General features: G+C 64.2%; 13 protein-coding genes. 8 read left to right on the top strand and 5 right to left on the bottom strand.

The window, feature by feature from the left end; translation table 11 throughout:
* Positions 1-404: 404 nt before the first annotated feature.
* Positions 405-701 (bottom strand): hypothetical protein, encoded by a 297-nt coding sequence (locus tag QQS52_RS10725; RefSeq protein WP_472773847.1) that lies wholly within the window; start codon positions 699-701, stop codon positions 405-407.
* Between the two features lie 496 nt (positions 702-1,197).
* On the opposite strand from QQS52_RS10725, the gene coaE reads away from it, so the two are divergent.
* The 4 genes from coaE to QQS52_RS10705 all read left to right on the top strand — a co-directional run bounded on the left by coaE (position 1,198) and on the right by QQS52_RS10705 (position 4,960).
* On the top strand, positions 1,198-1,788 hold the full coding sequence (gene coaE, locus QQS52_RS10720; protein WP_472773846.1) for a dephospho-CoA kinase: 591 nt from the start codon (positions 1,198-1,200) through the stop codon (positions 1,786-1,788).
* A 33-nt stretch (positions 1,789-1,821) separates the two neighbouring features.
* Positions 1,822-3,927: an excinuclease ABC subunit UvrB gene (uvrB, locus tag QQS52_RS10715; RefSeq protein WP_472773845.1), complete on the top strand. Its 2,106-nt coding sequence runs from the start codon at positions 1,822-1,824 to the stop codon at positions 3,925-3,927.
* Positions 3,928-3,975: 48 nt separating this feature from the next.
* Positions 3,976-4,422, top strand: a complete 447-nt coding sequence (locus tag QQS52_RS10710) for a universal stress protein (RefSeq protein ID WP_070769313.1) — start codon at positions 3,976-3,978, stop codon at positions 4,420-4,422.
* 97 nt (positions 4,423-4,519) lie between these two features.
* The gene (locus tag QQS52_RS10705; RefSeq protein ID WP_290226091.1) at positions 4,520-4,960 is read left to right on the top strand and encodes a universal stress protein; all 441 of its coding nucleotides are present in this window, start codon (positions 4,520-4,522) and stop codon (positions 4,958-4,960) included.
* A gap of 85 nt (positions 4,961-5,045) precedes the next feature.
* On the opposite strand, the gene QQS52_RS10700 is transcribed toward QQS52_RS10705, so the two are convergent.
* The 4 genes from QQS52_RS10700 to QQS52_RS10685 form a co-directional block, all read right to left on the bottom strand.
* Positions 5,046-6,080 carry an App1 family protein gene (locus QQS52_RS10700; protein ID WP_472773844.1) on the bottom strand — a complete coding sequence of 345 codons (1,035 nt, stop codon included), beginning with the start codon at positions 6,078-6,080 and terminating at the stop codon, positions 5,046-5,048.
* Positions 6,081-6,095: 15 nt separating this feature from the next.
* Positions 6,096-8,321, bottom strand: a complete 2,226-nt coding sequence (locus tag QQS52_RS10695; protein ID WP_472773843.1) for a HelD family protein — start codon at positions 8,319-8,321, stop codon at positions 6,096-6,098.
* A 106-nt stretch (positions 8,322-8,427) separates the two neighbouring features.
* Positions 8,428-9,342, bottom strand: a complete 915-nt coding sequence (locus QQS52_RS10690) for a DoxX family protein (protein ID WP_472773842.1) — start codon at positions 9,340-9,342, stop codon at positions 8,428-8,430.
* 124 nt (positions 9,343-9,466) lie between these two features.
* Positions 9,467-10,069, bottom strand: a complete 603-nt coding sequence (locus QQS52_RS10685; protein WP_472773841.1) for an MBL fold metallo-hydrolase — start codon at positions 10,067-10,069, stop codon at positions 9,467-9,469.
* Between the two features lie 84 nt (positions 10,070-10,153).
* Between QQS52_RS10685 and uvrA the strand changes: the two genes are divergently transcribed.
* From uvrA to rplT, 4 genes are all read left to right on the top strand, one after another.
* Entirely contained in the window at positions 10,154-13,006 is a 2,853-nt protein-coding gene (uvrA, locus tag QQS52_RS10680) for an excinuclease ABC subunit UvrA (RefSeq protein ID WP_472773840.1), read from the top strand.
* A gap of 298 nt (positions 13,007-13,304) precedes the next feature.
* Positions 13,305-13,826 (top strand): translation initiation factor IF-3, encoded by a 522-nt coding sequence (gene infC / locus QQS52_RS10675; RefSeq protein ID WP_290226283.1) that lies wholly within the window; start codon positions 13,305-13,307, stop codon positions 13,824-13,826.
* 33 nt (positions 13,827-13,859) lie between these two features.
* On the top strand, positions 13,860-14,054 hold the full coding sequence (gene rpmI, locus QQS52_RS10670) for a 50S ribosomal protein L35 (protein ID WP_070769319.1): 195 nt from the start codon (positions 13,860-13,862) through the stop codon (positions 14,052-14,054).
* A 57-nt stretch (positions 14,055-14,111) separates the two neighbouring features.
* Positions 14,112-14,495 (top strand): 50S ribosomal protein L20, encoded by a 384-nt coding sequence (gene rplT, locus QQS52_RS10665; RefSeq protein WP_290226108.1) that lies wholly within the window; start codon positions 14,112-14,114, stop codon positions 14,493-14,495.
* Positions 14,496-14,511: the final 16 nt, after the last annotated feature.

The raw sequence follows: 14,511 nt of genomic DNA, 5'->3' as shown, positions 1-14,511 counted from the left end.
AGAGGGCCACGGCATCGCGTTTGAACTGTTCGGAGTACCTGGACATGGTGGTAGATTACCTTTCTTCCAGCCCGACTAGGCTGGATATCAGGTGTCCACCAAACAGGGGTCAGGTCCCATGCCTCACCTAACGAATCCGAGCAGGGGTACCATCACCCCGCCCGGGAGCCGATACCACATAATCCCAAACGGCTTAAGGCTACCTCACAAACCGAAGGCGTTACATTCCGACAAGATTTGCTCGTTAATCGACCGCATTATATTGACCTAAGTATCTTGGTCGTCGTACTTGGCTCGATCCGGTTTGTGCTTCCAACAGTTCGGATAGCTCAGAGCAGATTGTTTTATTAAACCTTTCAATCTGCTAGCAGTAGGGCCCGAGACCCTTTATGGGACTTGTATGGTTAGTGCTCATCATAATGGTCGCCGTGTGCGGCATGTCGGTGGCCATCGTGAAGATAATCGACATGGTCGCCGTGGGGCACTGCAACGTGGCCGCATCCTTCGCCGTGAGTATGATCGTCGTGGGGTTCGGCGTAGTGGTGTTCATTCACCTCGCATTCGTCCCAGTGGCCATCGTGCTTGCGGTGAATGTGCCCGTCGTGGGCGTAGTCAGTATGGTCATGATGTGGGAAACTGACGTGCCCACAGTTCGTACCATGTACGTGCTCGTGGTTCTCGTGAATAGCGTGAGAAGTCAACGGGAATTCCTTTCTCGGGGTAGTGAACTTGTATGCGTAGCCTATTCTACCAGATTTCCATTCTATTTTCAATAGCCGAGTGTGGAGTGAGTCGGATTAAGACGGGCACGAGCGAAAAGCCAGTGTAGCTCCAATGCTGGTCGAGCCATTCTGCCATAGTTGCTGAGAAGCATCGACAGAAGAGGTAGATCCTAAGCTACCCAGGTGATTGTCTGTTGGTTTTGTTCTGCTCCCTTGGAATTCTCTGTTGCGACAAGGTGAGGCGACTTGTTCGCTGAAGACAATTCGCAAGTCCGGCGTGCTGTGTATTTAAGGTCTAAAAAGTCAGGGCACTTCAGCCACGGGTGTCTGAAACTCTACATGGCTCCGTGAACCGGCGCTCAGGTTTCTATGCTAAAGAGGGAGGATTATTTTCACACTGGAAGAGAGATACAATTATCCTGGATGTTGGTAGTTAGCCATGAAATCTCGTATCAGACTTAAAGGAGGAGAATGAGTGTTTGTGGTGGGACTGACAGGGGGAATCGGCAGCGGTAAGTCGACCGTGGCGAAGATGCTGGAGGAAGCTGGTGCCACGGTGGTGGACGCCGACCAGATCGCCCGCGATATTATGGAGCCGGGCCGTCCGGCCCTCCAGGACGCGGCCTACGCCTTCGGGCTTGACATCCTTAACCCGGATGGGAGCCTGGACCGTAGCAAGCTCGCCGAACGGGCCTTTGCCAGCCGGGAGGCGACCGATCGGCTGAACCGGATAACCCACCCGCGCATCGAGGAGCTAACGCGCAAGGCCTTCGACAGGGCCCGTGAGCGCGGCGACGCGGTCGTCGTTTACGATATGCCTCTGCTGGTCGACAAGGGCCTCGACAAGGACATGGACCTGGTGCTGGTTGTGGACGTCAACCCCGAGGAGCGGGTGTCCCGGCTGGTGGGCCGCGGCCTATCGCCTGAGGATGCCCGCGCGCGGATCAAGGCCCAAATCCCGGACGACAAGCGCCGCGCGGCGGCTGATATTGTCATTGACAACAACGGCAGCCTGGAGGAACTGCGCGAGCGGGTGGAGGGCATCCGGGAGCGCGTCTTCGCCTAGGGCGCGAGCGGGCGGGCGGGTAGACTGGATGGCATGGCCTTTGCAGCGGAACACCCCATCCTGTCCGAGTCTGAGCACCGCCCCGTGGGCGAGGTGGAGCGCACCCCCGGTGAGTTCAAGGTCGAGTCCGAATACGAGCCCGCCGGCGACCAGCCCGCGGCGATCGCGGAGCTGGACAAGCGGCTGGACCGCGGCGAGTCCGACGTGGTGCTCATGGGTGCGACCGGTACCGGTAAATCGGCGACGGCGGCGTGGCTCATCGAACAGCAGCAGCGCCCGACGCTGGTGATGGCGCCGAACAAGACCCTGGCCGCCCAGCTGGCCAACGAACTGCGCCAGCTGCTGCCGCACAACGCCGTCGAATACTTCGTTTCCTACTACGACTACTACCAGCCGGAAGCGTATATCGCGCAGACGGATACTTATATCGAGAAGGACTCCTCGATCAACGAGGACGTCGAGCGCCTGCGCCACTCGGCGACCTCGGCGCTGCTCTCGCGCCGCGACGTCGTGGTGGTTAGCTCCGTGTCCTGCATCTACGGCCTGGGCACGCCGCAGTCCTACCTGGACCGCTCGGTGGTTCTCGCCGTCGACGACGAGGTCGAGCGCGACCGCTTCCTGCGCCTGCTGGTTGATATCCAGTACGAGCGCAACGACGTCGGCTTTACCCGCGGCACCTTCCGCGTCAACGGCGACACCGTCGACATCATCCCAGCCTACGAGGAGCGGGCGGTGCGCATTGAGTTCTTTGGCGACGACGTAGACTCGCTCTACTACATTCACCCGGTCACCGGGGACGTCCTCGAGCAGGTCGACGAGCTGCGGATTTTCCCCGCCACCCACTACGTGGCCGGCCCGGAGCGCATGAAAAAGGCCGTGGCCGATATCAAGGAAGAGCTGGCCGAGCGCTTGGCCGACCTGGAAAACCGCGGCAAGCTACTGGAGGCCCAGCGCCTGCGAATGCGCACCGAATATGATCTGGAGATGATCGAGCAGGTCGGCTTCTGCTCGGGTATTGAGAACTACTCGCGGCACATCGACAGCCGCGAGGCCGGATCCGCGCCGGCGACGCTGCTGGACTACTTCCCGGAAGACTTCCTGACGATCATCGACGAGTCCCACGTGACCGTGCCGCAGATCGGCGGCATGTTCGAGGGCGACATGGCCCGCAAGCGCAACTTGGTCGAGTTCGGCTTCCGCCTGCCCTCGGCGGTGGACAACCGCCCGCTGACCTTCGACGAGTTCGAGCAGCGCGTAGGCCAGACGGTCTACATGTCCGCGACCCCGGGCGACTACGAGCTGTCCGCCTCCGCCGGCGAGTTTGTCGAGCAGGTCATCCGCCCGACCGGCCTGGTGGACCCGAAGGTCACGGTCAAGCCTACGAAGGGCCAGATCGACGATCTCATCGATGAGGTGCGCACCCGCGTCGACAAGCAGGAGCGCGTGCTCGTGACCACGCTGACCAAGCGCATGGCCGAGGATCTCACGGACTACCTGCTCGAGCACGGGATCAAGGTGCGCTACCTGCACTCCGACATCGACACTCTGCAGCGCGTGGAGCTGCTGCGGCAGCTGCGGCTGGGCGAGTTCGACGTGCTGGTGGGCATCAACCTCCTGCGCGAGGGCCTTGACCTGCCGGAGGTCTCCCTAGTGGCCATCCTGGATGCGGACAAGGAGGGATTCCTGCGCTCGACGACGTCGCTCATCCAGACCATCGGGCGCGCGGCCCGTAACGTCTCGGGCGAGGTCATCATGTACGCGGACAAGGTCACCGAGTCGATGAACAACGCCATCGAGGAGACCGAGCGCCGCCGCGAAAAGCAGATCGCCTACAACACCGAGCACGGCATCGATCCGCAGCCGCTGCGCAAGAAGATCGCCGACATCCTGGACCAAGTCTACGACAACGACGGCGGCGGCGACGGGGAATCGGCCGCGGCCAGCGACCCGGCGGCGATGGTGGACAAGCCGGACGTGTCCTCGATGGCGGTCGAGGAAGTCGAGAAGCTCATCGACGATCTGACCGCCCAAATGGGGGAGGCCGCCCGGGAGCTCAAGTTCGAGCTTGCAGGACGTCTGCGCGACGAGATCGCGGACCTGAAAAAGGAAGCGCGAGGCCTCAAAGAGGCAGGCATTTAGAGGCTATACTGGGGCAGAAGCAAGCTGAATCTGCAAGAAAGAAAGAACATGCTTACCTATTCGAATATCGTCGTCGGCACCGACGGATCGGCTACCTCCCTGCGCGCGGTGCGTACCGCCGCCTCCCTGGCGCGCGTCTACGAGGCCCGCCTCATCATCGTGTCCGCGTTTTTCAACCACTCCAGCTCCATGCTGGGCGCGACCGGTTCGGACAACACCGGCGTGCCGGTCATCAGCGAGGACATGGCGAAGGACTTCCTGGCTACCGCGCTGCAGGTCGCGGAAGAGGAGAAGGCCGACAACGTCGAGATCGTGGGCCGTTCTGGCGATCCGGTCAAGGCGTTGCTGGCGGCCGGCGAGGACTTCGATGTCGACCTCTTCGTCGTGGGCAACAAGGGCTTCAATTCCATGCGCGGCCGCGTCTTCGGTTCCGTGGCGAAGGATCTGACCCGCCGGGCACATGTCGACGTGCTTGTGGCAGATACCACTGACTAGCCCGCTGCACCAAAGCCCCGCCGGCTGGTTGTTACACTAGAATAGGGTAAATACCAGAAGAATATTTTGCGGACCAAGAGTCCACAGAAAGGTCACCATGAGCGATTACAACACCATAGTTGTCGGCACCGACGGCTCCAACTCCTCCCTGCTGGCAGTGGAGCGCGCAGCCAAGATTGCCGCTGCGTTCGACGCAACCCTTATCATCGGTTGCGCCTACTACGAGAACAAGGAAGAGGCCTCCAAGACTCTGCGTCAGGAGTCTGTGACCATCCTGGGTGATGACAAGGCCGAGGCCAACCTCGTGGCCGGCCGCGAGCACGCCGAGAAGTTCGGCGCCAAGGACGTCAAGACCGCCGTCCGCCCGGGCACCCCGGTGCAGGCCCTGATGTCGATTGTCAACGACAACAAGGCCGACCTGCTGATCGTCGGTAACCGCGGCATCAACTCCCTGACCGGCCGCCTGCTGGGCTCCGTCCCGGCAGATGTCGCCCGCCAGTCCGACTGCGACGTCATGATCGTCCACACCGTCGCCTAAGGCGCGGCCTACTCGCCGAAGGCTAAAGGCCCTCCCCGCTGCATTCCTCGTGGTGCAGTCGGGAGGGCCTTGTGCGTGCCCGGGCCTAGCGGGCGCGGTGCTTTTCGACGCGATCGAAGGGGTTGCGGCGGTAGACGGCTAGGAGGCTGTGGCCGTTGTCGCCCTGGATGAGCGGGACGTCGCTGCGCGCGCTGTTGCCGGCCTCGGCGAGCGGGGCGGCGGTGCCGTGCGAGAGCACGTGCTCCTGCGGCGACAGGTTGCGAATGGCCACGCCGGCGATGCGCTCGGGGTGCTCGTTGACCACGTCGCGGTAGGTCAGCGGGTCGTGCTGGCCGTCGTCGCCGACTAGGATCCATTGGATGTGTGGGAAGTCGATAATCAAGTTTCGCAGCTGGACCTTCTTGTGCTCCACGCCGCTGCGGAAGAGCCCGGTGGGCGTGGGGCCCCAGTCGGTCAAGAGCATCGGCCCGCGCGGCAGGCGGTGCGCGCGCACGAAGTTGACCAGGGTGTCGAAGGTGTTCCACGCACCGGTCGAAAGGTAGAACACGGGCGCGCTCGGGTGGGCGTCGATAAGCTCCGAGTAGAACGCGTCCATGCCCGGCACGGGCTGGCGGCGGTTGGTGCGCTTAAACCAGGAGTTCCAAGCCGCCAGCAGGGCACGCGGCAGCCAGGTGACCATGATGGTGTCGTCCACGTCACTGATGATGCCGACGCGGGTGCTCTCATCAACGATGAGCACTTCCGCGGTCACCGGCTCGGCGCCCGCGGCGGCAATCGTCACCTCGTGCCACCCGGGGCTCAGGCCGTGGTCTTTGACGAGGACGTCAATGTAGCCGTTGTCGTTGGTGGAGGCGTGGACCGTCTGGTCCCCGGCGGTCACGGCGACGTCGTGGCCGGCGACCTGGATGGTGAAAAACTGGCGGTAGCCGCGCTCGGCCCAGTTACGGGCGGGCCGGTCGGGGTTTTCCATCAGGACGCGGCCCAGCACGCGGACCCGGTCCGGGCTGCCGTAGCCCAGGTAGCAGGTTACGGCCGGCACCCATCCTCGGGCTTCGGAACGCTTGACGCTCCAGCGGTTGATATGGCGCTCGCAGAGGCGGGCAAAATCAGATAAAGCCATGATGACCAATCTATCCTAAGCGGGTAGCTCGCCGTAGACCGTAAGCGTCTGGGTGGCGCGTGTCAGCGCCACGTAGAGGTTTTGCAGCCCCTGCGGCGAGGCCGCGACGATGGTCTGCGGGTCGACGATAACCACGTGGTCGAATTCCAGGCCCTTGATCTCCTCGACGTTGCTGGCATCAATCACCGCTCGCAAGCGCCCGTCTGCAGTGCTGCCGATGCCGGCTGCCGGTCGCTCCGCCTCCTCTTCCGGCAGGCGGTGGTAGGTAACCGGCTCGCCGGGGCGGATGGCAGTGGCAGGCTCGGCGTGCGGGTCGATGAGTGCGAGCAGCCGGTTGGCAACCTCGGTGATGGGCTCGGGCGTGCGGTAGTTGACGGTGAGCCGGTGGTGGCGGAAGCGGCCGCCGACGAAGGACTCGAGGGTCTCCGCCCAGGCGTCCACGCCGGCCGGGGCGCTGGTCTGGGCGGTGTCGCCAACCAGGGTGACCCAGCGCGAGGGGCTGCGGCGGAAGACCATCCGCCACTCCATGGCGCTAAGCTCCTGGGCCTCGTCGACCACGACGTGCCCGAAGGCCCACGTGTGGTCGGCGCGGGCGCGCTCGGCGGTGGTGCGGTGGTCCTGGACCTGCTGGCGCCGCGCCAGGGTCTCGGCGTCGATGACGTCGTGGGCGGAGAGGATCTCCGCGTCAAACATGTCGTCGTCGTTGTCCGTGGACTCGGAACTGCTCAGGATATCCAGGGCGTCCTCGGCCTCGGCGACCTGCTGCTTCCAGGCCTCGCGCTCCGCCTCCTCGATGGCGGCCGGGTCGGGCATGCCGATGAGTACGGCGAGCTCGTCGAGGAGGGCAGCATCGCTAGCCGTCCAGGCTGTACCGTCGGCGCGATAGAGTGCCTCCTGGGTCTCCTCGTCGTAGGCGGCGGCTGCCCGGGAAATGAACTCGCGGGAGGACAGGAGCTCGGAAAGCACCTGCTGGGGGTCTAGCTCCGGCCAGTAGGCGCCGATGAGCTCGCGCACGGCGGGGGACTCGGCCAGATCGTCATGGAGCTGGTCGACGTCGGCGCGCGAAAGCAGGTTTTGGCCGCCGAGGGGATCGGCACCGATGCGCTCCGAGAGCGCCCGGGCCAGGGACTCGGTGAGGTGCTCGGCGAAGGCCAGGCGGGCATCGTTGTGCGGCTTGCGGGAGCGGCGTGCGCGGGTGCGGGCGGCCTTGACCATGGCCGGGGTGACCGTAAGCGGCAGTTGCTCGACGGTGATCTCCTGCGCCTCGGCGGGGACCTTTTGGTAGTCCTTGACGGCGTTCGCCAGGATTTCGGCCATGGCCTCCGAACCCTTGATCTCGCGGGCCAGGAGCCCCTCCGGGTGGTTGCCGGTCACGCCGGGGAAGAGATCCCCGATGGTCGAGAGCACGGTGCCGGTCTCACCCAACCCGGGCAGGACCTGGGAAATATAGTCCAGAAAGGTCGGGTTGGGGCCCACGATGAGCACGCCGGTGGACGCGAGCCGCTCGCGGTAGGTGTAGAGCAGGTAGGCCACGCGGTGCAGCGCCACGGCGGTCTTACCGGTGCCGGGCCCGCCCTCGACGACCAGGACGCCGCGGGTCGAATCGCGGATGATCTCGTCCTGCTCGCGCTGGATGGTCTCCACGATAGAGGACATGTGCCCGGTGCGTGCTTGCTGCAGGGCCTGGAAGAGCGCCGACTCGCTGGCCACGCCCGCGGTGTCCGTGCCGGCGCTGTCGCCGGAGAGGTACTCGTCGGTGAAATCGGTGACCTCGCGCCCGCGCATCCGGATGGTGCGGCGCTGCTCGACGCCCTCCGGGTGGGCGGTGGTGGCCAGGTAGAACGGGCGGGCCATCGGGGCGCGCCAGTCCAGCAGCAGGGTGCGGTAGTCGTCGGCGCGATCGTCCATGCCCATGCGCCCGATGTAGCGCCGGTCGAGCCCCGCCTCGGTCGGGTTGTCCCCGTCGGCGTCGATATCGATCCGGCCGAAGACCAGGCCCAGCTGCGCCAGGTTGAGCTTGTCCAGCTTGGCCTGCAGGCCGTGGTATTCCGTCTCGCGGCGCACCAGGGCGTCTGCGTCCGGGGTCTGGGGATCGACGTCCGCCTGCACGCGGGCCAAGGATTCGTTGGCGCGGGCGACGGCGTCGTCGAGGCGGTCGAACAAGCCGTCCACGTAGGCCTGCTCGGCGGCTACCTCGGCCTGGTGGACCGAGGCCTGCCGCGGGTCACGTTCACCGGTCATAAGGTGGGCTTTCTGTCTCGTGCACGGGTTTGCGCGGTGGGCAAAAGAACAACGGCCCAGCATACTCGCTGGGCCGTTGCATGGAAAAGTAGCTGGGTGGGAAAGCTTAGAGCTTGCCCTCGAGCTTCTTCATGGCCTTGGCGATGGCCTTGTCGGCGCGCTTCTGCAGCTTGTCGGCGTTCTTGGAGGCCTTCTTGGCGGCGCGCTTGCCGTTCTTCTTGTCGGCGGCGGAGCGGGCCTGCTCGGCCTTCTCCTGCGCGCGGGAGGCAGCCTTGACGGCGCCCTTGCGGGCGGTCTCGGCGTTGTCCTGGGCAGCCTTCAGCCAGTCGTCCTTGTTATCGGTGACGAAGTCCTTGGCGTCGTTGACGTAGCCCTTGGCGGTTTCCAGCAGGTCCTTGCCGCTTTCCTGCCAGTCGTCCTTGTTGTCGTCGATGTAGGCCTGGACCTTGTCGGAGGTCTCGTTGAACCAGTCGGAGGCGCGATCCGAGAAATCGGAGGCGCGCTCGGACACGTCGTCGGCGAACTTCTGGGACTCGGACTTGGTCGGCAGCGCCTGCTGGATCTTCTTGTTGGTGCGCTCGCCGGCCTTCTGGGCGCGCCAGCGCAGGGAGGGCTTACCGGCGGTGTCCTGGGTGGTGATGAACAGCGCACCCAGCAGGGCGGTGTTGGTCAGCAGGCCGTTGCGCTTGGAGTTCTTCTCCTCGGCGCTGTCGGCCTCCCAGAAGTTGTTACGGGCCAACATCGTCGGCAGGGTAGCGGCGGCCAGCACGGCGGCCGAGGTGCGCGGGGCCTTGCCCAGGGCGAGCAAGGAACCGGCGCCGACCTTGGCACCGCCCAGGCCGCGGGCGACCAGCTCCGGGTCGTTCGGGACGTAACCGGCGTAGCTACCCGGCAGGGCCTTGCGCAGAGTCTGCAGGAAAGACTCCGTCTCCTCCACGTGATCGGAGGTGGTACGGAGAGTGTCCACACCGTCGATAACGAAGACCGAAGCCAACATCGGGCGGGCAATCTTACGAATCATGTCTGAAAATGCTCCTTTAGTGAAAAAGACGAGTAAGTCTAACCTAGAAGTTCTAAGCCAGAAATTTAACCTAGGGGTTCAAGTTTACGCACTTTTTACTCGGCTGTGGGCCAGCCGGGGGAGACTACCAGCGGCGGTCCCACCATTCGCCGAGGTGCGGGCGCTCCTCGTCGAGCGTGGTGGGCTTGCCGTGGCCCGGCCAGATGACCGTCTCGTCCGGGTAGATATCAAATACGCGTTCGGTCAGGTCCTTGTAGAGGCGGACGAAGTCGCCATCCGAGGTGGTCTTACCGACACCGCCCGGGAAGAGGGAATCACCCACGAAAAGGTTGGGCACCTCGTCCAGCTCGGTGGCCAGCGCCGCCCCGCCCGGGGTGTGGCCGCGCAAGATGATAACCGGTAGCTCGTGTCCGGCGAAGGTGATGGTGTCGCCGTGGTTGAGTTCGACGTCGACGGGCGCGGGCAGGGCGGGCGAGTCCAGGAAGGAGGCGTAGTGGGTGGCGCCGGTTTCCTTCAGGATCTCCGGCAGCGCGCGCACGTGGTCCCAGTGGCGGTGGGTGGTAAAGACCGCGGTGATGGTGACGCCAGCCTGGCGGGCCATGTCGAGGATGGCGGGGGCGTCGTCGGCGGCATCGACAAGCAGGCCCTCGTCGCCGCAGGCCAGCAGGTAGCAATTGTTGTCCATCTCGGAGACGGAAATACGGTGTAGCTTGAGCTCTTTAGTCATATTGACCAGTCTACGGGTAAATTCGAGCAGTAAATCCCGCAGTCAATAATCTGCAGCAGATCCATTAAGGAAGGTAGGCAAACTGTGGCTGATCGCCTCGTAGTCCGCGGCGCCCGCGAGCACAACCTGCAAGGGGTAGACATTGACCTGCCCCGCGACAAAATGATTGTGTTCACCGGACTGTCTGGCTCGGGCAAGTCCTCGCTGGCTTTCGACACCATCTTCGCAGAGGGCCAGCGCCGCTACGTGGAGTCCCTGTCTTCCTACGCCCGCATGTTTTTGGGCCAGATGGACAAGCCGGACGTCGACTTTATCGATGGCCTGTCCCCGGCCGTGTCCATCGATCAGAAGTCGACCAACCACAACCCGCGTTCGACCGTCGGCACCATTACGGAGATCTACGACTACCTGCGCCTGCTGTTTTCCCGCGCGGGCACGGCGCACTGCCCGAAGTGTGACGCCGTCATCGAGCGCCAGACCCCGCAGCAGATCGTGGACACGGTCCTCGAGCACGAGGAGAAGCTGAAGTTTCAGGTGCTCGCCCCGGTGGTGCGCAAACGCAAGGGTGAATTCGTTGACCTCTTTGCAGATCTGGCCGCCCAGGGCTTTGTCCGCGTGCGCGTCGACGGCGAGGTGCACCAGCTGTCGGATCCGCCGAAGCTGAAGAAGCAGATCAAGCACGATATCGAGGTCGTCGTCGACCGCCTGCAGGTCAAGGCCTCCCAGAAGCGGCGCCTGACGGACTCGGTGGAAACGGCTCTGCGGCTGGCCGAGGGGCTGGTCAGCATCGATTTCGTGGAGCAGCCGGAGCTCAACCACACCTACTCGGAGAAGGCCGCCTGCCCGAACGGACACACGCTGACCATCGAGGAATACGAGCCGCGCGCCTTTTCCTTCAACTCGCCGTTCGGCGCCTGCCCGGTCTGCGACGGCCTGGGCACCCGCCTCAAGGTCGACGAAGATCTGCTCGTCCCAGACCCGGATGCCCCGGCTGTCGATGCCGTCCAGCCCTGGCACTCCAGCCCCAACAGCCGCTACTTCGTCAAACTGGTTGAGGGCCTGGGCAAGGCACTGGACTTCGATCCGCACGCCCCGCTGAGCTCGCTGACCGACGAGCAGCGCGATGCCCTGGTCCACGGCACCGAGCAGGAAGTCCACGTCCGCTACAAGAACCGCTACGGCCGCCAGCGCAACTGGACCGCCCCCTTCGAGGGCGCGGTGGGCTTTATCGAGCGCAAGCTGGAGACCACCGACTCCGACTCGCAGAAGGACCGCCTGCTGCAGTACACGCGCCAGGTGCCGTGCCCGACCTGCCACGGCTCCCGCCTGAAGCCGGAGATCCTGGCCGTGCGCCTGGCCTCCGGTGCGCACGGCGAGCAGTCCATCGCGGGGCTCACGGCCCTGTCTATCGAGGACGCCTCCGAGTTCCTGTCCACGCTGCAGTTGGGCCACCGCGAGGAGATCATCGCCGGCGCGGTGCTCAAGGAGATCCAGGCGCGCTTGCGCTTCCTGCTGGACGTCGGCCTGAACTACCTGACCCTGGACCGCGGTGCCTCCACGCTGTCCGGCGGCGAGGCCCAGCGCATCCGCCTGGCCACCCAGATCGGTTCCGGCCTGGCGGGCGTGCTCTACGTCTTGGACGAGCCGTCCATCGGCCTGCACCAGCGTGACAACCAGCGGCTTATCGCCACGCTGCAGCGGCTGCGGGATATCGGCAACACGCTCATCGTCGTCGAGCACGATGAGGACACCATCCGCCAAGCCGACTGGCTGGTGGATATCGGCCCGCGCGCCGGCGAATACGGCGGCCACGTGGTCTACCAGGGCGAGCCGGCCGGCATCGAAAGCTGCGAGGACTCCCTGACCGGGCAGTACCTGTCCGGGGGCAAGGTGCTGGCGGTGCCGGATCATCGCCGGGAGATCGATAGGCAGCGCGTGCTGAAGATCGTCGGCGCCCGGGAGAACAACCTCAAGGGTATCAACGTGACCATCCCGCTGGGCGTGCTGGTCTGCGTGACCGGCGTGTCCGGCTCGGGCAAGTCGACCGTGGTCAACCATATCCTGGCCAAGACCCTGGCCAACGAGCTCAACCGCGCGCGCCAAGTGCCCGGCCGAGCCAAGCGCGTGGAGGGCATGGAACACCTGGACAAGCTGGTGCAGGTCGACCAGAGCCCCATCGGGCGCACCCCGCGTTCGAACCCGGCGACCTACACGGGTGTCTTCGACAAGATCCGCAACCTGTTTGCCGAGACGCAGGAGGCGAAGGTGCGCGGCTACAAGGCCGGGCGCTTCTCCTTCAACGTCAAGGGCGGGCGCTGCGAGGCCTGCCACGGTGACGGCACCCTGAAGATCGAGATGAACTTCCTGCCGGACGTCTACGTTCCTTGCGAGGTCTGCGACGGCGCGCGCTACAACCGCGAGACCCTCGAGGTCCAGTACAAAGGCAAGAACATCGCCGAGGTGCTGAACATGCCGATCTCGGAGGCCGCCGAGTTCTTCGAGCCGATCACCTCCATCCACCGCTACCTGCACACGCTGGTCGAGGTGGGCTTGGGCTACGTGCGGCTGGGCCAGGCGGCGACAACGCTGTCCGGCGGCGAGGCCCAGCGCGTTAAGCTGGCTTCGGAGCTGCAGAAGCGCACCAACGGCCGCACCGTCTATATCTTGGACGAGCCGACCACGGGCCTGCACTTCGAAGACATTCGCAAGCTGATGCTGGTCATCCAGGGCCTGGTGGACAAGGGCAACTCGGTCATCATCATCGAGCACAACCTGGACGTCATCAAGGCCGCCGACTGGCTGGTGGACATGGGCCCGGAGGGTGGCAACGGCGGCGGCACGGTCGTCGCGGAAGGCACCCCGGAGCAGGTCGCGGCCGTCGAGGGCTCTTATACCGGGCAGTTCCTCGCCGACGTGCTGACCCCGGCCGGCAAGTAGCCGGGGAAGAGGCAGGACAACGGGGAAGTAGGGCCGCGATTTGGCCGGGCGCGGATGGCGTGCTAGTGTTGTGAGCACTACCGCCCGTGGTACCTTCCATAAGGTTTCCGGGTCACAAGCGGAGATTCTCCCACCCTCAGCCGCCTAGAGCAGGCAACGGGTCAAAAGGTAACCGAGCCCCTCGAGGTGCGGTATCTAGGTGAGACCTCCCGGCTGTCAGTTTTGGCAGGCGGGTTTCTTTGTTTGTGGCGTTGGTAGGCGAATTAACCATTGACCCTTCTCACTTAGGAGACACACAATCAGCGCTGAAGCTCGCATCAATGAGCGAATCCGAGTACCCGAAGTTCGTCTGATCGGACCCGAGGGTGAACAGGTAGGAGTTGTCCGTACCGACGACGCCCGCAAGGTTGCGTACGAAGCCGATTTGGACCTGGTTGAGGTCGCCCCGAAGGCGAAGCCGCCGGTGGCCAAGATCATGGACTACGGCAAGTACAAGTACGAGCAGGCCCAGAAGGCTCGCGAGGCTCGCAAGAACCAGCAGCAGACTGTGGTCAAGGAGCAGAAGTTCCGTCCTAAGATCGATGACCACGATTACGAGACCAAAAAGGGCAATGTTGTTCGCTTCCTCGAAAAGGGCTCCAAGGTCAAGGTGACCATCATGTTCCGCGGTCGCGAGCAGTCGCGTCCGGAACTGGGTTTCCGCCTGCTGGAGCGGCTGGCTGAGGACGTCGCGGAGGTTGGCGTCGTCGAGTCCCGCCCCAAGCAAGATGGCCGCAACATGACCATGGTCTTGGGCCCGGTTCGCAAGGGTAAGAAGTAGACCACACACTAGGGATTTAAGGACTTAATTCTCATGAAGCAGAAGACCCACAAGGGCACCGCCAAGCGTATTAAGGTGACCGGTTCCGGCAAGCTGCGCCGTGAGCAGGCTGGCCGTCGCCACCTGCTGGAGGGCAAGCCCTCCAAGCGTACCCGTCGTCTGAAGGGCACCGAGGCTGTCGCCCAGTCCGACGTCAAGCGCGTCAAGCGCCTGCTCGGCCGCTCCTAATAGCGCCGAATCCACCCCACCTCAATACCGTCGAGAAAGATTTAAGGAAGTACTACCGTGGCACGAGTAAAGCGCTCTGTGAACGCCAAGAAGAAGCGTCGCGCGATTCTGAAGTCCGCCAAGGGCTACCGTGGCGCCCGTTCCCGCCGCTACCGCATTGCGAAGGAACAGTGGCTGCACTCCATGACTTACGCCTACCGCGATCGTCGCGCCCGTAAGTCCGAGTTCCGCAAGCTGTGGATCCAGCGCATCAACGCTGCAGCCCGCATGAACGACCTGACCTACAACCGTCTCATCCACGGTCTGCGCCTGGCTGAGATCGAGGTCGACCGCAAGATCCTGGCCGAGCTGGCCGTCAACGACTTCGACGCCTTCTCCGCGCTGTGCGACGCCGCCAAGGCCGCCCTGCCGGAGGACGTCAACGCCCCGAAGGCTGCCTAAGCCTGAACGGGTCTCG

Source organism: Corynebacterium sp. 1103A (genome assembly GCF_055700955.1).
This window is presented reverse-complemented; position numbering and strand designations above follow the sequence as displayed.